At 45.8% G+C, this 19,405-nt stretch carries 17 protein-coding genes; 8 read left to right on the forward strand and 9 right to left on the reverse strand.

Annotation, left to right across the window (positions count from 1 at the left end; genetic code table 11):
- Positions 1–31: 31 nt before the first annotated feature.
- Positions 32–973, reverse strand: a complete 942-nt coding sequence (locus K8O68_RS10905) for a sugar-binding transcriptional regulator (RefSeq protein WP_230896915.1) — start codon at positions 971–973, stop codon at positions 32–34.
- A gap of 627 nt (positions 974–1,600) precedes the next feature.
- Here K8O68_RS10905 and K8O68_RS10910 point away from each other — a divergent pair.
- The 7 genes from K8O68_RS10910 (at position 1,601) to K8O68_RS10940 (ending at position 10,437) form a co-directional block, all read left to right on the forward strand.
- Complete coding sequence (locus K8O68_RS10910) at positions 1,601–2,863, forward strand: PucR family transcriptional regulator (protein ID WP_230896916.1); 1,263 nt, start codon at positions 1,601–1,603, stop codon at positions 2,861–2,863.
- Between the two features lie 6 nt (positions 2,864–2,869).
- Positions 2,870–4,891, forward strand: coding sequence for a molybdopterin-dependent oxidoreductase (locus K8O68_RS10915; RefSeq protein ID WP_230896917.1), 2,022 nt, complete (start codon positions 2,870–2,872; stop codon positions 4,889–4,891).
- Complete coding sequence (locus K8O68_RS10920; protein WP_230896918.1) at positions 4,888–5,442, forward strand: 4Fe-4S dicluster domain-containing protein; 555 nt, start codon at positions 4,888–4,890, stop codon at positions 5,440–5,442. The genes K8O68_RS10915 and K8O68_RS10920 overlap by 4 nt, the downstream gene beginning before the upstream one ends.
- 234 nt (positions 5,443–5,676) lie before the next feature.
- On the forward strand, positions 5,677–6,417 hold the full coding sequence (locus K8O68_RS10925; protein ID WP_230896919.1) for a TorD/DmsD family molecular chaperone: 741 nt from the start codon (positions 5,677–5,679) through the stop codon (positions 6,415–6,417).
- Entirely contained in the window at positions 6,410–8,983 is a 2,574-nt protein-coding gene (locus tag K8O68_RS10930) for a molybdopterin-dependent oxidoreductase (RefSeq protein ID WP_230896920.1), read from the forward strand. The genes K8O68_RS10925 and K8O68_RS10930 overlap by 8 nt, the downstream gene beginning before the upstream one ends.
- A gap of 28 nt (positions 8,984–9,011) precedes the next feature.
- Positions 9,012–9,551 (forward strand): DMSO/selenate family reductase complex B subunit, encoded by a 540-nt coding sequence (locus tag K8O68_RS10935; protein WP_093054072.1) that lies wholly within the window; start codon positions 9,012–9,014, stop codon positions 9,549–9,551.
- 13 nt (positions 9,552–9,564) lie between these two features.
- Positions 9,565–10,437 (forward strand): dimethyl sulfoxide reductase anchor subunit family protein, encoded by an 873-nt coding sequence (locus K8O68_RS10940; RefSeq protein WP_230896921.1) that lies wholly within the window; start codon positions 9,565–9,567, stop codon positions 10,435–10,437.
- Between the two features lie 430 nt (positions 10,438–10,867).
- Here the strand turns inward: K8O68_RS10940 and K8O68_RS10945 are convergent, their stop codons facing one another.
- The 8 genes from K8O68_RS10945 to K8O68_RS10980 form a co-directional block, all read right to left on the reverse strand.
- Complete coding sequence (locus tag K8O68_RS10945; RefSeq protein ID WP_230896922.1) at positions 10,868–12,070, reverse strand: acetyl-CoA C-acyltransferase; 1,203 nt, start codon at positions 12,068–12,070, stop codon at positions 10,868–10,870.
- A gap of 3 nt (positions 12,071–12,073) precedes the next feature.
- A complete protein-coding gene (locus K8O68_RS10950; protein ID WP_230896923.1) occupies positions 12,074–12,721 on the reverse strand; it encodes a 3-oxoacid CoA-transferase subunit B in 648 nt (215 codons plus the stop codon).
- Positions 12,711–13,406: a CoA transferase subunit A gene (locus tag K8O68_RS10955; protein ID WP_230896924.1), complete on the reverse strand. Its 696-nt coding sequence runs from the start codon at positions 13,404–13,406 to the stop codon at positions 12,711–12,713. Before K8O68_RS10955 ends, K8O68_RS10950 begins: the two co-directional genes overlap by 11 nt.
- Entirely contained in the window at positions 13,396–14,250 is an 855-nt protein-coding gene (locus K8O68_RS10960) for an alpha/beta fold hydrolase (protein ID WP_230896925.1), read from the reverse strand. Before K8O68_RS10960 ends, K8O68_RS10955 begins: the two co-directional genes overlap by 11 nt.
- Before the next feature lie 26 nt (positions 14,251–14,276).
- Positions 14,277–14,744: a DUF3237 domain-containing protein gene (locus tag K8O68_RS10965; protein ID WP_230896926.1), complete on the reverse strand. Its 468-nt coding sequence runs from the start codon at positions 14,742–14,744 to the stop codon at positions 14,277–14,279.
- Positions 14,744–15,883: a muconate/chloromuconate family cycloisomerase gene (locus K8O68_RS10970; RefSeq protein WP_230896927.1), complete on the reverse strand. Its 1,140-nt coding sequence runs from the start codon at positions 15,881–15,883 to the stop codon at positions 14,744–14,746. The genes K8O68_RS10965 and K8O68_RS10970 overlap by 1 nt, the downstream gene beginning before the upstream one ends.
- 142 nt (positions 15,884–16,025) lie before the next feature.
- Positions 16,026–16,814, reverse strand: a complete 789-nt coding sequence (locus tag K8O68_RS10975; RefSeq protein ID WP_230896928.1) for a dioxygenase family protein — start codon at positions 16,812–16,814, stop codon at positions 16,026–16,028.
- A 343-nt stretch (positions 16,815–17,157) separates the two neighbouring features.
- Positions 17,158–18,705, reverse strand: a complete 1,548-nt coding sequence (locus tag K8O68_RS10980; RefSeq protein ID WP_230896929.1) for a 4-hydroxyphenylacetate 3-hydroxylase N-terminal domain-containing protein — start codon at positions 18,703–18,705, stop codon at positions 17,158–17,160.
- Between the two features lie 310 nt (positions 18,706–19,015).
- Between K8O68_RS10980 and K8O68_RS10985 the strand changes: the two genes are divergently transcribed.
- Positions 19,016–19,171 (forward strand): hypothetical protein, encoded by a 156-nt coding sequence (locus tag K8O68_RS10985; RefSeq protein WP_230896930.1) that lies wholly within the window; start codon positions 19,016–19,018, stop codon positions 19,169–19,171.
- Positions 19,172–19,405 lie beyond the last annotated feature (234 nt).

The following is a 19,405-nucleotide window of genomic DNA, read 5'->3' on the forward strand; positions in this document are numbered from 1 at the left end:
CCAGCTCCTTTAAGCGTTTTCAAAAAATCCCCTAGTCTATTAGCAGGTTGGCAGTTGTTTCATCTGTCACTAGAACGTTAATAAATTGGCCTTTAAGCGCACCTATTATTGAGGGGACCTTTTCTGGTGATTCGGCTACACCAATGGAATAGGGCAGAGTTTTCAACTGTTCAAGTTTGATAGCGATGGTTCTTTCAGCTAAATCTGAATGAATAACATGACCCTTAGAGTCAAAGAAACGGGAACAAATATCTCCTATAGCATTCTCTTTATCCAATTCTTCAATTTCCTCGTTACCAAAAAATCCTGTCCAAATCAGGTTAGAAGATTTTAACTGCGCACCAATACCTAACACAGCTATATCTAAATTATTCCAATGGTTTAATATTTTTTCAAAGTGGGGAGAGTTCTCTGTTTCCAGCTTAGTGTCTTTTTTTTTGACTATTGCTGACGCATCTATAAAGTGCGCTTTTCCTTGAAATGCCTGCGCTGTTTTATAAACTATTGAATTGACGTGATAATCAGCATCGACGGCCCCTGGACCACCTACTAAAGGAACGACGTGAATGTCTTTTTTATCACACTCTGTTAATTCATTAGCGACATTCGCTAAGGTGGTTCCCCAGGCAAATCCTAGTGTATGGCTGTCTTTAACAATACGTTTTAAAAATTCAGCTGTTGCTAACCCCAGCTTCTGCTTAATCGCTTTTTCACCCTCATCAAGTGAAGGGACGACAATCACTTCTTTCAATCCATATTTTGATTCAAGGTTTTCTTCTAATTCATAAACTTCTTTAAAATCAGAGTTGATGGTAATAGTAACTATTCCTTCTTTTTTAGCTTTCTTCAGCATTCGGCTTATTGTCGTACGGTAAATACCTAACTCTTTTGAAATTTGATTTTGAGTCATTTCCTGTTCGTAATACATTTTGGAAATTTTAACTAATAATCGGTGCTCTTGCCATTTAGACATTCTGATTCACCTCTAATCTTTGCACATATGTGCATATAAATAATCATTTGTGCAAGTTGTTGTTTTTAGTATAAAAAATACGTTGAATATTGTCAAGGTAATTCAAGAAGTTTAATTTTCTGCTGTATAAAAAATTTAGCACAGTCTAGTTTTATTGCGGGTTAGAAGTATTCTCCGAGAGGAGAAAGAGAGAAGGTTTAGATGCCAGTAGTTGTCAGTTTAATCTTATAGCTAAATTTAATAATTTTAATTGACTGTTTGAATAAAAAGTTGGAAGGGTTTTCTCATGACTAAAAACTTAATTTCAGACGTCCATATATAGGTTGTGGAATTCTAAATAGGATTATTTAATCATTTTAATATAGTAGATGGTTAAAAATGGAGTTTCATATAACTCCTTTAGTTGAGCACTTCCTCATGCTACATGCACTTTCCTCATTCATTCCATTCCGCCGTTGACGCCTTACGAAGGGGCAGGAAACTTTGCGAATAAGTGAGCATTCAAGAGATGGATCAATCACACTGAGGGATGTAAATTATGAAATTTCATTTATTTGTCGAATTAGCCCGAACTTGAAAGTTATAAATTATGAGAAAATAGTATTAGACTGTATGGGGGTGATTAGTATGGATCGTACTCAGAAATTTAATTTAAACAGCACACTTCCAGTTAAACTTATGAATGACTTGGCTGCTGGCAGAAGTTATTCAGGGATGCTGCAAACGATATGCAGGTCGTACAGAATGCAGGCTGTGTTAACCGATGATATTTTCCAGACACTCGCCTTTGCTGATGGTAATAAGTGTTACAAAGGGCTAGAATATATTGATGTGCTGGATGGGGACCCGTCCATTGTTTTTGACCGCATAAGAAATAAAGAGTGGACTGCCCGCAGGTTTCAGCTTATATCTGATAATCTGGAAAAAGCAGGCTTTCTTTATGTTAACGATGAAATCTTTGAGCGCTCTTCATTCAATATAGAAGGTTTTAAACAAACGCTGGAATTTTTCTCGAGCGCTATTCAGGCTGAAAACCGCAAAAGAAAAGAAGTATTACAGCAAGGGCTGCGCTTTAAAGAAGCTTTTCTTTATGATCTGTTATACGGAAACTTAAAAGAAGAGGGAAACATACGCGCCCAGGCCGAAACATGGAATTGGGGCTTAACTGCACCGCATACAGTTATTGCTTTTGAGTTGCAAAAGTTTGATTCTCTCACGGGTGACGAGGTTCTTTTGGAACGATGCATGCGGAAGTGGGAAACCACCTTAATAAAACAGCTGATAAACCCAATGATGCTAAAAAAAAGGAACGAAATTATATTATTTTATCCAGTTGGACATATCAGCAAAATAAAAGAAAACGAAAAGAAAATACGTGATTCTATTTCGTTACTAATAAAGAGCATTGAAAAAATTCTTGGTGACCGGGAATTTCATGTTGGAATCGGCCGCCCATACGCTTATGGAAAAGATTACTTCCGGTCGTATCAGGAAGCAAGAGTCGCAAGGGAAATTGGCATCAGCAAAATAGGGGAGCCGGTTATTTTTTTCCAGGACATTGGTTTGCTGAAACTGCTGTACTCCCATGATCCACAGGAGCTTTATGAATATTATCACGATACGCTTGATGAATTGATTATGCATGATGAAAAGACTGAAGCTGATTTGATTGAAGCTTTGCGTGCTTATATTAAAAATGATCTTGATTTAAAAAAGACATCAGAAGCGATGCATATGCACCGTAATTCTGTTCGTTACCGGCTGACGAAAATAGAAGAACTGCTTGATATAGACCTGAGTGATTTACCTGTAATTATTAAATTCTCTATGGCATTCCAGATAGAATCCTTAGCGAAGATGAGAGATCGTCTGCGGACAGGGCGGAGGTAGAGGCGAATGAAAGAAAAAACACAATTTGTTCGGAATGTGTGCCCTCGAAACTGCTTCTCTACGTGCAGTATGGTGACCAAAGTAGTAAACGGAAGGGTGATTAAAGTGGCAGGAGACCCTTTACACGGTTTTTCCAAGGGGAAGCTGTGTGCTAAAGGGTATTCGTATCCTGAATACGTTTACAGTTCAAAACGGTTACTTAATCCTCTCTTCCAGAAAAAGCGCGGTTCAGGGAACTGGCATGAAATTTCCTGGGAAGAAGCATATAACATCATCTCTGACAAAATTATTACGCTGTATGATAAACACCAAACTCACCTGGCGCTTGCTTACAATAAATTTTCAGGAAACCTTGGTCTGCTCCATAATGCGATGGAGGGTTTCTTTCACAGCCTTGGGGCTCATACGAAAGCTGAAGGTAATCCGTGTTTAGGCACAGGGAGGCAGTCCCTCCGTTTTCAGAGAGGGACGGAATTTTCGCCCCGCCCGGAAAATATGGCTATGGCCGATGCCATTATCATTTGGGGCTCCAATCCGGCAGTCACAAATATCCACCAGATGAAATTTATTCATACAGCAAGGGATCAGGGGGCGCCTCTAGTAGTTATAGACCCTCTTTTTACCGAAACGGCTAAAACGGCGGATATCTATATCCAAGTACGGCCTGGCCAGGATCTTTGGCTTGCCGCGGCTGTTTTAAAACTATTGCTCAGCCGGAACAGCACAGGGGCCTTTAAAATCCCAGGCTGGAAGATGCTAAAAAAAGAACTGATCGATTGTGAAATGGATTTTCTGCTTAATAAATGCGGAGTATCTTATGAAGCTGTTAAAGAGCTCGCAAACATTTATGAGTACAGTAAAAACGCTGCTGCCTGGATTGGTTATGGGGCTCAGCGCCATTATGGCAGTTCGGCCAGTGTCAGGATGATAGACGCTATCTCTCTAATTACAGAAGATATGTTTAAGTGCAAAAGGGACGTTTATTATTTCCATCCTGAATTGTTCCGAATGCCAAACAGGCTCGTAAATGATCATATTACCGATGCAGAAAACTGCCGAAATATAGATTTCCGTAATTTCTCAAATCAGCTGCCCACCCTGCAAGATCCGCCTGTAGAGTTTCTCTGGCTGTTTTCCAGGAATCCTTTAAGTCAGGATGAAAATGTTAAAGAATGGATGCATTTAATGAAAGAAATGGACCTGGTAGTGGTAAGTGATTTATTTTTAACTAAAACCGCGGAACTTGCTGACCTGGTTCTTCCAGTCACAACTCACTTTGAGCATTGGGACTTACACGTAAGCTACTGGAATCACTGGCTGTCTCTTAATGAACCAGCTATTAAACCGGCAGGGAATGTAAAAAGTGATTTACAGATTGCGAGGGAACTTGCAATGGTCATTAACAGCAAACGTCCCGGTATGTCATCTTTCCGTACCGAATTGTCCGACCGGGACTGGTTATCAGAAGAAGTGGCTTCGCTGCCAAAAGGACGATACCCGATTTCCTCCTGGGAGGAGCTGCGGATAAGGCCAGCTGTGCTTAATGACACCTCTAAATTAATGAAGCAGGCTGACAGGGTCACTTTTTATTCAGAAAAGGATGCGTCAAAAACATTTTTTACGGAGTGGAATGTAAGTGATAAGGTAACAGTTAACCATACAAAAGGCCCCTTCAAAGTGTTATCGCCGCAGTCACTGCTGCACATCCATTCACAGTTTGAACCACGTGTTTCCACGCAGGATTTTCTGAAAGTGACTGAAGTAAAAATATCATCATCCCTGGCAGCTTCACTTGGCCTCAAAAAAAATGACAAGGTACTTCTTTTTAATGAACACAGTGAAATAGAGCGTCATGTAAAAATTGATAGCCTGATACCTGAAAATGTACTGGTATTAAGGCAGGGGGGAGATCACCCGGTTAATGAACTCTCAGGGTATAAACCGGACTGTTCAGAAGGGGCTGGAGAGACTTCTGAATTTTTTGATACACGAGCTTATATTGTGAAACTGGAGGAGGCAGGGAGATGATAAAACAAATTGGTTTTCTGTTCAGAGCCGACCGGTGTGTCTCCTGTCATGCGTGTGTAGCAGCCTGTATCAATGAAAACAGGGAGAGGACTGCAAAGAGCTTTCGAAGAGTGGATCCCTCGCAAACGACCCATTATTTATCTTTATCATGCAATCATTGTGACAATCCGGAGTGTATGAGAGTGTGCCCTGAACAAGCATTTATTAAGCGCCGGGACGGACTCGTTATGATTGAAGAAGCGAGATGCAATGGATGCGAAAAGTGTGTACATTCCTGTCCATACCAGGCTATTCAAATTGTTGACAGTTCCCTTGGTCCGAAAGCGCAAAAATGTGAATTGTGTCACGAAAGGCTTGATCGGGGAAAACTCCCGGCGTGTACAGAAGCGTGCACCACCTCAGCGCTGATGGCGGGGGATATTGATATGCTTCCTGTCTTGCCTGACAAGCAGTGGAAGAAGGACCTCCCGGGCTTGTTTGATTCCTCTTTCACTTATCCCTCCATCCGCTTGATTGCACCGAGAAAAAAGAAACGCTATTTCTTAAGCTAAGAAACCGTGAGAGCCCACGGTTTCTTTTTTCTATTTACCAAGAAAAAGCTTAGCAGCAGGTGCTGAATCACAGAACAGACACCTTTCTGCCACATTTTCTTTGTCATACTGTACAAAAGCCTAAGAGTAAATTTTCGTATACGTCTAAAGAAACAGAAGTAATTATCTATTACGATTAAAGTGAACAAAGGGCCCGTTCAAAATACAGCACACAAAATGTTAGGGGTGAGGAGAGTGGCTTCTTCAAATACAACCATCGATATGAGACAGGTTCTGTCACTTATTGAAGTTCGCACACATTATTATAATCTGCTCAGGCAATTATTTCTTTCTGAACCGACAGAACAGCTTTTATTAGAAATAAAGGAATCCGGGATTTTTAAAGAACTTCCATTTCATGATTCAAATCCTTTGCTTCAGAAAGGCTGCAGGCTGGCTGCTGAAGCGATGGACTCATACGACAGCTTAAGAAAACGGGATTTTGAAGATTTACACTGGGATTATACGCGCATGTTTGTAGGGCCTTATGAACTTCCGGCACCCCCGTGGGCCTCAGCCTACTCAAGCGATGGAAGGCTGCTCTTCCAGAGTGAGACCCGGCAAATAAGAAAAGCTTATGCGAAATATGGTTTTCAATTACAGAATTTCGGCTCTGAAGCAGAAGACCACATTGGTTATGAACTCGATTTTATGTACCGGCTGACTAAAGAGACAGCTTCTCTTTTCCAGGAAGAAGAGTTTGGCAAAGCGCAATCGTGTATTAGAGATCAAATTATTTTCATCGAACAGCATCTTTTTTCCTGGATTCCCTCTTTCTGCAAGGAGATGGAAACAGCAGCCCATATGCCGTTTTATAAAGGGGTGGCCGCTGTTCTTGAGGGAGCACTTCAGTTGGATCGGCTGCTTCTTAATGAATTAAGTGAATTTTTGTTACTGAGTGTCAATACCAAAACGGAGGTGACAGAGGATGTTTGAATTTCTGAATAAAGTAAAAGAGCACAAATTCAGCAGGCGTAGCTTTATAGGAGCGGGCGCAGCGGTAACTGCCGGGGCAGTATTTCCCGCTTCACGGAACAAGCTTCAAAAGTTGACAGCAGTGCAGGCAGAAGAGCTCCAGTCTTCAGAAGGCGAATGGATTCCTGCCGCATGCTGGCATAACTGCGGAGGACGTTGTTTACTCAAAGCGGAAGTAGTTGATGGGATCGTCAAACGTGTGAAAACGGATGATACCCGTGAGGATTCACCGGACAATCCGCAACAGCGCGCCTGTGTCCGGGGACGATCACAGCGTCAGCAAGTTTATGGTGTGGACCGGCTGAAATATCCAATGAAACGTAAACATTGGGAGCCGGGTGGAGGAAATAAGGAGTTACGCGGGAACGATGAATGGGTGCGTATTTCTTGGGACGAAGCGACCGACATTGTCGCAAGTGAAATTGAACGTATCAAAAATAAATACAGTAACCGTTCCATTCTTGTTACAGGAGGAGATATTGGACGGGCCTTAAATCTGGTCGGAGGTCACGTGGGCACTTGGGGAACGACCTCGTGGGGGTCTTGGCGTTGGGGCCCCGCCTACTTTGGTCTTCAAGAAGGATATTTTGAGCACAGCATTAATGACCGGATAGACCTGCGCAATTCGCAGCTTATTGTCCTATGGGGATTAAACCCGGCATGGAGTTCGCCGGGGTCGCCAACGTATAATTTCCTTCAGGCAAAGAAAGCAGGCGCAAGAGTAATTGTGATCGATCCAATGTACTCGGAGTCTGCCGAACTTCTCGGCGATGAGTGGGTGCCGGTGCACCCTGGGACAGATCACGCCCTTATGCTCGGAATGGCTCATACGCTTATTGAAGAAGACGATCCGGATTCAAACCCTCTCATTGACTGGGATTTCCTGAAGTCTTGTACTGTCGGGTTTGACCAGGATATGATGCCTGAAGGGGCGGACAAAGAGGCTAACTTTAAAGATTATGTGCTCGGAACACATGACGGACAGCCCAAAACGGCCGAATGGGCCAGTGAGATTTCAGGAGTTGAGGCTGGGGTCATTCGCAGGATTGCCCGCGACATAGCTTCTACTAACCGAGTTGCGCTACTGACAGGATGGGCTCCGGCAAGAATCAAAAATTCCGATTCATGGCCACAAATGTTTATGACATTTGGCGCTATGACAGGGCATATGGCTCAGCCGGGAAGAATGACCGGTGTCAGCTGCCACTTCGGTACAGGGAACGGTGGTCCAAGGCTAGTAATGGGCGGAGGTAACGGGGTCCCTCCGGCGGAAGAAAACGACGTGCCGGACAGCCTTGTTCATGCAGAGATGTGGGACGCCATCCTTAAAGGAGAATACACGGCTGGCTATAATGATAAGCGTGATATAGATATCCAGATGATTTATCACGGCATGGGAGCCACATTGCAGACAAGAGACGGCCAGTCCAAAGGAATTGACGTGCACAAAAACGTGGAGTTCGTCGTAACGAACGGCCATTTTATTACTACTAATGCTAAATACTCTGATATTGTCCTGCCGGCGACGACGCCATGGGAGCGGGAAGGCGGCTTTAACGTCGGTAACCGGGACGCATTATTCTATTATCGTAATGTGATCGATCCGTTGTTTGAATGTAAAGATGATGCCGAGATTACAACGGAAATCGGAATGAAACTCGGTTTTACAGCAGAAGAAGTTTATGGAGACGTTTCGCCGAGACAGCAGCTGTTTAATCAGATTGCAGGCGCCCAGGTCATTAATAAAGCTGGCACGGACTACGAGCCTTTAGTGACGATTACAAATAAAGACATCTCTGAATGGGGGGTGGAAGGAGAGCCGCAGAAGGGGCGCATTACGATAAGTGAACTTGAAGAAAAGGGCGTCTACCAAGTCGAACGGAAACCGGGTGATAATTACGGGTATATAGCACAGGAAGCGTTCCGTAAAGACCCTGAGGCTAATCCGCTGGAAACTGCCACAGGAAAGCTGGAAATTTATTCGGAAGCCCTGGCAGAGTATGTAAAAGGAATCGGCTTTACAGAAATAGACCCGATCCCGACTTATAATCCTGCTATAGAAGGATACGAGGACACGTATAAGAACTTTCATGCGAAAGAAAAAGGGGACTACCCGCTTCAAGTTATCAATCCTCATTATTTAAGACGTGCCCATACTATTTTTGATAATAATCCGTGGCTCCGGGAAGCTTGGCCTAACGACGTTTATGTGAGTACGGCTGATGCAAGAGAGCGGGGAGTCAAAAACGGTGATACGGTGCTTGTTGAGAGTAAACACGGAAAAACTTTGCGGATCGCTCACGTGACCGAACGGCTGATTCCAGGCACAATCGGCCTCATGCATGGGGCATGGGTGGAAATGGATGAGGAAAAGGACATCGATAAAGCCGGATCAGATAATATACTGACTGGTGCGATTGCTACAGGACAGGCGATATCAGGCTGGAACTCAACGATCTGTGATTTCCGAAAATGGGAAGGGGAGGACTTGAAGCTTGATAAACTGTGGGAGCCTCGAACTGTTTAAAAATTTGGATTAAAAGGAGGGAAATGAGATGGGACAAATGGGATTCTATTATGACCTTGAAACATGTATCGGCTGTAAAGGCTGCCAGATAGCATGTAAAGATAAGAATGATCTTAAAACAGGCGAATTGTTTCGGGAAGTGCATGATTTTGAAGGAGGATCGTTTCCAAGTCCTTATGTGGATCACGTGACGATAAGCTGTAACCATTGTGATAAGCCTAAATGTGTTGAAAACTGCCCAACAGGCGCAATGCATAAACGTGAAGACGGTATTGTTGATTTTGATCATTCCAAATGTGTCGGGTGTAAGATGTGTATGTGGTCATGTCCTTACGATGGGCCGGTATACCTGAAAGAAGAGGGGAAAGTGGCTAAGTGTGACTTCTGTAAGGATCTGCTTGAAAATAATGAAGATCCAGCCTGTGTGTCTGCGTGCACGATGCGGGCAATCGACTATGGTGATATCGAAGAGCTGAAGGAAAAGTACGGTACCAACCAGTCCATCCGCTACTTCCCGGATCTTGACATTACCAAGCCAAATATAGTGGTGAAACAAAAATCACGCTAAAGGGGGGATTACAATGTTTAGTCAAGAATGGCCGCTTATATTCTTTACGTTATTTGGCCAGTTAGCTGTCGGCACGTTTATTGTTCTTATGGCCGCAAGGTTTGTATTAAAACGAAATGGCATAACTGACTTACGCTGGCTGAATCCTAGTTTACTTGCGCTTACAGTATTAATGGCTGTGGCTATCGTTATGTCCATGTTCCACTTAGGGTCTATCTCTAACGCGTTTTACGCGCTATCAAACGCGGGCTCCTCCTGGTTGGCAAGGGAGATCCTGTTAGCCGGAGTGTTCCTGGCTCTTCTCGTTGCGACCTATGCTATCTCGTATACACAGAAATCGATTGACGTCATCAGCTGGGTGACAGCCGCAGCGGGAATCGCCACTGTCTACGCGATGGCCAGTGTGTATGTGACTACTATTATTCCTGCCTGGATGCATGTCAATACGTACTTGGCATACTTTGGTACGACTGTCATTTATGGAGTGGTGGGAGCTGGTCTGTGCTTTATGGTCTTTGGCCGAAAAGAATTCTTTACTTCTCATTACGTCTCATTTATGAAAAAAGCCGGCTTTGTTGCTGCAGGAGCCATTATTGTTCAGCTTATCGTTCTGCCAGTCTACCTGACAAGCTTGGCCGGCGGGGCGCCTGCCGCTCAAATGTCCCTGAATCTCCTTTTTGAAAATCATGCATGGACCATGTTACTAAGATGGCTGCTGACGATCGCAGGAGGAGGATTATTAATTTACAGTTTCTACCGCTATGCGGACCGTCTTACGAAGCATATCCCAGCCTTTATTTATGTGGCTGTGGCCTTAGTGCTGATCGGTGAATTTACAGGACGTTACTTGTTTTATATTTCCGGCATCCCGATGAATATAGGGTAATTCAGACCGGTTAATCTCTTCAATTATGAAAGCACCTCAAATGTTAGATATTCTCTAACAAATTGAGGTGCTTTTTAATAATAATCAGATTCTGGGTGGTTTTCGCTTCAGACCACTCCCTTTTTTTCCTCGCAGAGGTCAGAGGACAAGCGAAGCCACTGAAAAAAACTTATATTTGGAGAACGGTTTTATATTTATTATGTAATCTGTATAAAGGGGTTAATGATTCCTGCGCAAACTCGCTTTCCGTGGAGAAGTCGGCAAGCCGCTTCGAGCTTTGCTCTGCAGGGTCTTGCCTGACTTCCTTTTCCACAGGAGTCTCGTTTGCTCCGGTCTCATCAACTACTTCTCAATATAAATTGAATTATGGAGCATTTAAAAGTCTGTGATTTTCAGCGGCTTCGGACAGGCGGTTGGCAGTTCGGGCTCTTCACGCCATATTCTCCACTATCACTGAAATCCCCTGTCCGACCCCAATGCACATTGTCGCGAGCCCTATGGAGGCCTCGCGCTTTTTCATTTCATAAATCAGCGTCGTTAAAATCCTTGCACCGCTTGCTCCGAGCGGATGGCCAAACGCAATGGCGCCGCCGTTCACGTTGACCCGCTCAGGCTGCAGCCCCAGTTCCCTGATGCACGCCACTGACTGGGACGCAAACGCCTCGTTCAGTTCCACAAGGTCGATATCACTCACATTCATAGACAGCCGCTGCAGCAGCTTTTGAGTGGAAGCGACCGGCCCGATACCCATTATGGACGGCTCAACGCCTGCCGTTGCCGATCCTTTAAAACGAACGAGCGGTTTTAATCCGTATGCTTTTGCCGTTTCCGCTCTCATGATTAGAAGAGCGGAAGCGCCGTCATTCACGCCTGAGGCGTTTCCTGTGGTTACCGTCCCGTCTGGAAAAAGAGGGGAGAGGGTCCTTAATTTTTGTAAAGTCGTTTCAGGGCGCGGATGTTCGTCCTGCTCAACAGTTACTTCGTTTCCCTTCCTGTCTCTGTACGTCACCGAAATGATTTCATCTTTAAACCGTTCTTTTTCCATAGCCGCTTTCGCTTTTTGCTGACTCTCATAGGCGAACGCGTCCTGCGCTTCACGTGTAATATGAAACCGCTCTGCTACATGTTCAGCGGTTTCAGGCATCGAATCAATCCCGTACATCTCCGCGAGTTTTGGGTTAGGGAACCGCCAGCCGATTGTTGTGTCAACCATTTCCATGTTGCCTCGCGGGTAGTCTTTGTCCGGTTTTTTCATAACAAACGGGGCACGCGTCATGCTTTCTGTTCCGCCTGCTATTATAATCTCCTGTTCGCCTGAGAGAATCGCCCGGGCAGCGGAACTGACGGCATCAAGGCTTGATCCGCACAGGCGGTTAACCGTCGTGCCGCTGACAGATACCGGCAGTCCGGCAAGGAGAAGAGACATTCGCGCCACATTGCGGTTATCTTCTCCAGCACCGTTGGCATTCCCGAAAATCACATCTTCTACGGCATCAGGCGGAAGCTCAGGATTGCGTGCCATCAAGCTTTTTATAACAGCTGCGCCAAGATCATCCGGGCGCACATCTTTCAGTGCGCCTTTATACCGACCGATCGGTGTTCTGACTGCGTCTACTATTACTGCCTCATTCATCGTCTATCTCCTCTTTTCCAAAAGCTGCTCACTGACTTTGTAAAACGCGGTCGTGTTTTCTTCCACATCCTTCAGGCTCGTGTCTCCCATTAATTCGGTCAGTTCGTACCTCCCGTTTTTCCAGTGAAAAACAGCCAGGTCAGTAATGAGAATATCCGCCTGCCGGGTGGATGTTACCGGGTACGTGCATTCCTTAACAAATTTTGGTGTCCCGTCTTTTGCCACGTGATTCGTCGTAATAATTATTTTTTTTGCTCCGACGAGCAAGTCCATGGCGCCGCCTACGCCGATGATATCTTTGCCGGGGATCGCCCAGTTGGCGACCATTCCCTTGGAATCGACCTGGAGAGCGCCAAGAATGGCGACGTCGATATGGCCCCCGCGGATCATAGAAAAGGAATCGGCGCTGTGAAAGTAGGAGGCGCCGGCCGCTTCACCGACAGGGAGCTTGCCTGCATTCACTAACAGCGGATCGATATCTTCTTCAGCGACTGATGTGACGCCGAGAAGCCCGTTTTCCGTATGGAGATAGTAAGCGTCTTTGTCCAGATAATTAGCGACGAGAGTAGGGATGCCGATTCCCAGATTGATAATTGAGCAGGGGACGAGTTGCTCCGCGGCTTTTTTGGCGATCCGTTCTTTAAATGTCACGTTCGACCACCCCTTCCCGCGTTAAAATGAGCCGGCTTTCGACAATCGCATCTACATACAGGTGAGGGGTGACGATTTCTTCTGGAGACAGGTCGCGCTCGTCTACTATTTCGTCAACCTCGGCGATAACATAATCGGCCGCTGACGCCATTAGCGGATTAAAATTTCTGGCTGTTTTGTAATAAATGAGGTTTCCTTTCAAATCTGCTTTCCACGCCCGGATAAGAGCCACATTCGCTTTTAACGGTTTCTCCAGCACGTATGTCTCTCCGTCAATCAGCTTCGTTTCTTTTCCGGCGGCCAGGTCGGTTCCTACGGCCGTTTTTGTATAAAAGCCGCCGATTCCGGCGCCGCCTGCACGAATCGCCTCGGAGAACGTCCCCTGAGGAAGGAGCTCCAGTTCCAGCAAGCCATCGTTGTACCATTTCGCTACTTCCCGGTTGCTCGTAAAATAGGAGCCGACGGCTTTTTTCAGCCGGTCCTGCCTCAGCAGAAGGCCTAATCCTTTTCCGGCTTCTCCAACGTTATTGCTGATAATGGTCAAGTTCCCGGCATCGTGGCGTGTTAATGCGTCGATTAATGTTAACGGACTCCCGACAAGACCAAAGCCCCCCACCATCAGAGTGTCGCCAGTCTGCACTTTCATTATGACTTGCTCAGCTGTACTTATCTTATTAATGACCATGCACAATGCCCTCCATCGTTAAAAAATTTTTAATTCGTTCGATAAGGTCAGGCTGGTTATTTAAAACGATTTCATAATGATTCTGGGAAGTTTTTTCAACCTGCAATTCCTTGAACACGCGCTTTACCGGCTCATAGGATTTTTCTGTAAAAAGGGAGCGATTACCCGCGAGACTGCCGGTGGCAATCAAAAGGAAGACGGGGCAGGTGATCAAGCCTTGGAGGTCTGCAGGCTCAAACGCATAAAAACTTTCAAAATCCTTTTCAATCAGAGCAGGATCTGACTTATGACGCCAGCTGCTGCTGCCCCGTGCGAGTTCATAGCGCACATAATCTTCCATTCTGTCAGTCCAGTTCACGTTCAGTTTTCTGTAGAGGCTTCTCATATCCATTGCATAGCTGTCTTTCGAAGGATACGCCTTTTTCATTCTGTCAAGGGAGGGGAGGACTAGGTCCCTTGCCGTGTCATCCACTTCCCCTGCGCCATCAAGCAGTACAAGTGCTTTCGGGATAATTGATTCATTAGCGGCTGCAAGCGCGCAAATATACGCCCCCATGGAATAGCCCATCAAAATGGGTCTCTCTATTTTCAGCGTGTAGATGAGAGCAGTTAAATCATCAGCATGCTTAAATATAGAAGTATCTTGAAGAGCAGGACCGCTGTTTCCGCGTCCCGGAAGGTCATAACTGATAAAGCGGAAGGTCCCGGCCAAGGCTTTCCGGTAATTCATAAACTGTTTATGGTGCCCGGTCAGCCCGTGGACAGCGATAATGGTCCCTTTCGTCCCCGGTGAGTCCTCCACGTAAAGTGATCTGCCATTTTCCGTAACTATCTGCTGTCCCATTAGACTAGCACCCTCTCTATCTTTAGTTATTCCACCGTATAGATGGAGTAGTTGACCCGGTCCGGCAGGCGGATCCCCTTTGAAATAAACACCCGTTTGTTTAGCCAGTCATACTTTTCTGAGGCTGTTTCGAAAATGGGGGAGGTCCTGAAGTAATAGTCATCCGGATCGACTGCTTCATTCCGGTCCAGCCGGGCGAGTACGTCGGGTTCGCCTGTCCGGATCCCCCGGTAAGTCATCATAATGAGGTCTTCTTCTTCCGTCTGTAAAAGGATGCGCACATTTTGAATAATTGTCCCGTCGTCACGGACGGTAATCCAGTCATCCCCGCCGGGCACCACGTCTGCATTTAAATGGTCTCCACGCAGCGCGCCGCCGGTGACACGTATAATCCGCCTTGTACCGTTTGGCGTTTTACCAGGCAGATGGGCACCTTCAATGGTCAACTCCATGTCTGCTAAAAACGAAAGGGAAGGAGCAGGCAAATGTCTCATTAGTGAACGCCTCCCACTTTTTCTTTTCTCGCGTATAACTGGACTTTCTGTTCATCCAGTTCGATCCCAAGCCCGGGCTTATCCGGTACATAAATTTGCCCTTCCTTGCAGACGACCGGGTCCCGGACGATCTCATCAGCAAGCCAGTCCGGCCCGAATAATTCACAGCCGTAATCCAGATTAGGAATTGAGCCGTAAGCGTGCAGGCAGGCGGCCGTTCCGATGGAGCTTTCGAGCGAGGTGCCGCCAAAGCAGGAGATACCCGACGCTTCCGCAATGCCCGCCACTTTTATCGTATTTTTCAATCCGCCGGCTTTATGAATTTTTAATGAAAAAATATGCACGGCTTGTTCTTTCGCCAGTTTGATCGCATCATGGATCGTGGCCACACTCTCATCAGCCATCACCGGCACTTTTTTCATCGCTGTGAGCTGGGCGAGACCTTCAAAGTCATGGGGGGCAAGGGGCTGTTCGAGAAAATCGATTCCCGCTTCAAAGAACGCGTCCATCCAGCTCATTGCCGTTAAGCGGTCCCACGACCCGTTTGGATCTATGCCGATCGTCGAGTAGCCTTTAATCCCGCCTGCGATGAGAAGGGATCGTTCGGCGTCCTTTCGTGCCGATTCTTTCCCTGATTTAATTTTAAAAACCTCATACTTACCTGACTGGACCGCCTCTTTTGCTTCATTAATATCTCCTTCAGGGGTGCCGGAAGCGAGGGCCCAGCGCACATTAAGCCGGTCCCGGCAAAGCCCGCCTAACAGCTGATGGGCTGGGACATCATAAGTTTTACCGAGTCCGTCAAAAAGAGCCATCTCAACGGTTGCTTTCGCAAACTCGTTTCCGCGGACCTGGCGGTTCAGTGTCTGCAGCAGGCTTTCAATTTTCGCAGCGTCTTCTCCGATAAGAAGGGGAGCGATATAGTTGTCGATGACCACTTTCATCGTTTCCACGCTTTCGCCATTCCAGAAGATTCCCGGTGTCGTCCCTTCGCCAATGCCGGTATACCCGTTGCTCAGTTCGATTCGAAGGAGCAGGAAGCTTTTTGAAGAGACTTTAACGGCTGAAAACTGGTGGGGACGTTTAATAGGAATATCAATCAGTTCCGTAGTGATCTGTTTAATGGTGATCTTTTCCATACGCACCTTCCTTTTTACGTATTTTCTTTCCATTGATGAAAGCTTTAACGTGAGGGGAGGGACCGTTCGTGATCCGTCCTTCTGTTCCTTCTGAAACCTCCAAAAAGGAGGCTTATAAAAACCCCCTTTTCAGCCGTGCTGTTTATTCATCAGTCCGCATAATGAAATCGAGCGAGGCCCGTTTATGGTCTCCGTAGTCTTCAAGTTTAGTCATGAGATCCGGCCTGACCCCTTCGGCCACATCGGTGTCAAGCCATTCATCCCCTTCGAAGAAGACCTGCGTAATCAACGTTTCATGTCCTTCTTTCTCAAACATGATATGCAAGTGGGCCGGCCGCATCGAATGCTGGTCCATGTAGGTGAGAAATTCACCGGTCGGCCCTTCAGTAGGAATGGAATAAGGGAGAGGCACAATCGTTTTCACTTCAAAATCCCCATTATCATCTGTATATAAATGGCCTCTTAAATTATATTTGGGGGCATCGGAATCAAACCCTGAATATTTCGCTGAATTGTCGTTATGCCAGATTTCAACTTTAGTATTAGCAAGCGGTTTTCCGTCTGTATTTTTCACATTGCCTTTGAAATAAAAGACCTCACCTTCTTCATCCGGCCTCTGAGTCAGCACAGATGGCTGGCCCGGCACGCTTTCAATCAACGGACTTCCGTCAAGAAAATACGGCCCCAGAAGGGAAGGCTGCGTTCCCGGCTTATCTCTGTACATCGCATTCAGCACATGGGATTCAAAGAACACATCAGCGAACAAAGGAAGTTCACCTTTTCTTCCGAGCCTGTCCGCCCATTTCACAAAGTTCGTGTACTCTTCATGATTGAGCTTAGCTTCCTCCAGAAAACGCTGAATATGGGTAATAAACAGATTGAAAACTTCCTCGACTCGTTCATTCTTTTTAGTTACTTGCTGCTGTTGCATATAAATTCCTCCTTGGATTTTAAGTTTTATTTTGGGGCCGCGGCATTTACACTGCGGCTGTTTGAGAGGGCAGAGCGGCGGCAGACACGATTGATCGTGTCTTGAAACGCTACCTTCACATGTTAAAAAACAAGACTTATATAATAGAAGTTTCTAAACAGCTTCTTCCGAGCAGTTGCCTTGCCTCTGTCAGTTTATTTGTTTTGAGGAGCTTTCTGATCAGGGTGGATGAAATAACCTCTCCTTTTTCACACGTCATAAGTTCCCAAAGTAATGACGGAAGAGTTTAATCTAAGTGTGCAGTCGGGCCATACTTGCATCGGGTATTCCTACTCATGGTGTGTTACACGTTATTTTTAAAAAAGTTCACGTCGTCCGGGTTCATCCAGGTTTTATTCACCCAGCCATCGAGATCATAGTCAGCCATGCATTGTTCCGCAAAATTAATGTAAGCCTGCGCATCTCCTGAATTTCTGGCGGCCGTTAAGTTTTCGAGCCGGATGTTTTCGTGGTTGCCCGAATAGTTTCGTTCATATAATTCATGGCGCCCGCCGTACTCGGTACCGACCACTTCCCAGAGCATTTTAATGAGTTTGATTTTTTCCTCAGAGGTGACGCCGTTCGAACCACGGTACAGCCGGTCGATGAGCGGCCTGAGTTCAGAGTTCTTGAAATCCGCCGAGCTTGACGGCTGGACAATTAAATTTCCGGCGACGACGTTTTCAATAATCTTTTTAATATTGGACCAGCCTTCCGACATAAACACACGGTATGAGAGGCCGTAATTCAAATTAGGGAGGACAGTGCCGTTCCTTCCGGGATCCGGGTTCATGGCCATCGCATCGCTTATGGCCCAGAACATGTTCCGCCAGGCCAGTACTTCGCCGACATTTGCCTGCACGCCGCGGAATTCGTCGGTGCCGTTCGTTTCAACCGCCTTAATGAGCAACCCTGAAATAAAATCCAGTTTGACTGCGAGACGGGTCACCCCGTGAAACGTGAAGCGGTGGAGAAAGCCGCTTTCAGGGAAAAAGCTGTTGGCCTTTTCAACGTCTTTATAAATAAGTATGTTTTCCCAAGGAATTAACGCCCGGTCAAAGATCAGAACAGCGTCGTTTTCGTCGAAACGGCTGCTGAGCGGGTAATCGAACGGGCTTCCCATAACGGCGGCCTGCATTTCATAGGACTGCCGGCAGATCAGTTTCACACCCGGCGTGTCCATCGGTGCGACAAAAACGAGGGCCATTTCTTCAGAACCTACCGGGACCGCTCCGTAGTGCGCAACAAAGTTATAGTGGGTGAGGGCTGAGCCTGTCGCGACCATTTTCGCTCCGCTCACAATGACTCCTTCATCTGTCTCTTCTTCGGCACGGACGAACACATCACGGACGGCTTCCATCGGTTTGTTCCTATCGACAGGCGGATTAATAATCGCATGGTTAAAATACCAGTTTCGTTCCTGCGCTTCTTTATACCAGAACTTCGCGTTATCTTCATATGGGGCGTAATAGTCCGGATCGGCGCCTAACGTCGCGAGAAAAGCCGCTTTGTAGTCGGGGGACCGTCCCATCTGCCCGTAAGTAATTTTTGCCCATTCAGCGATCGCGTCACGTGAACCGAGAAGATCTTCTTTCGATTGATCGAACTGGAAAAATTTCTGAGTGTAGCCGCCATTGCCGGTGTCAGTCTGCGTTGTCAGTTTGTCTTTCGTTTTATCATCGTGCAGCGCATCGTAGAGAGTGGCAATCGACCTGGCAGAGTTGCGAAAAGCGGGGTGGGTGGTGACATCTTTGACTCTTTCTCCGTTAATCCAGACTTCCCGGTTGTCCTTTAAACTTTCCAAATACTCTTCCCCTGTTAAAGGCCGCTGTGTTTTTTGTTCCGTGATCATGAAAAGTACCTCCTCCTTAATAATGAAGATTATTGAAGCGCTTTCAATATCTTCATTATTTAATAAATGTGCCAATATTTGCACTGTAAAAAGGTAGTAAATATCCGTAATCTTCTTTCACTTTTTGCGGTTTTTATAGTGAACAGCCGGTTTTTGAAGGAGTAACCGGTAATTTAGGGAGTTTTCATTAAACATGAGTCGAACTCTCAGGGCATTGAGGGAGCGGTTCTTGTGCGTAGCCGCCGGCCGGAATAAGAACCTTTTCGCCTCCATAAGCTAAACCTACTCGACACGGAAGGAGGTATTTTTGTTGAGCAAAAAAGATAAAAATCAATTAAATAAGCATAAAGAAAAGAAATTTGAGGGTGCCGACAGACGGGAAACCTGCAGAGACACCGAAGCATCTGAAGAATTTGACTACAGAGCAGAATTCAATTTTGACCGACGGATGAATGATGAAGATTAGAAGGAGGTTTATAGAGATCCATGCCGGGATTATGCCGGCATGGATCATTTGTCGTGTTAACGGCCTTTTTTAGCGGTTTTTATATCTTTTGGTGGTATTTCTTTTCTTTTTTTATATGCTAAAAGCTAAGTTAATGGTTTTTAATCATAGGATGCAGTTTTAAGAGAGGAAAAGGGATTTTTTAACCGTAAACATGGTTCAATCAGCGAAAAATCAAATCAATCAGCGATTTTA

Source organism: Salipaludibacillus sp. CUR1, from assembly GCF_021028955.1.
Taxonomy (GTDB): Bacteria; Bacillota; Bacilli; order Bacillales; family Salisediminibacteriaceae; genus Salipaludibacillus.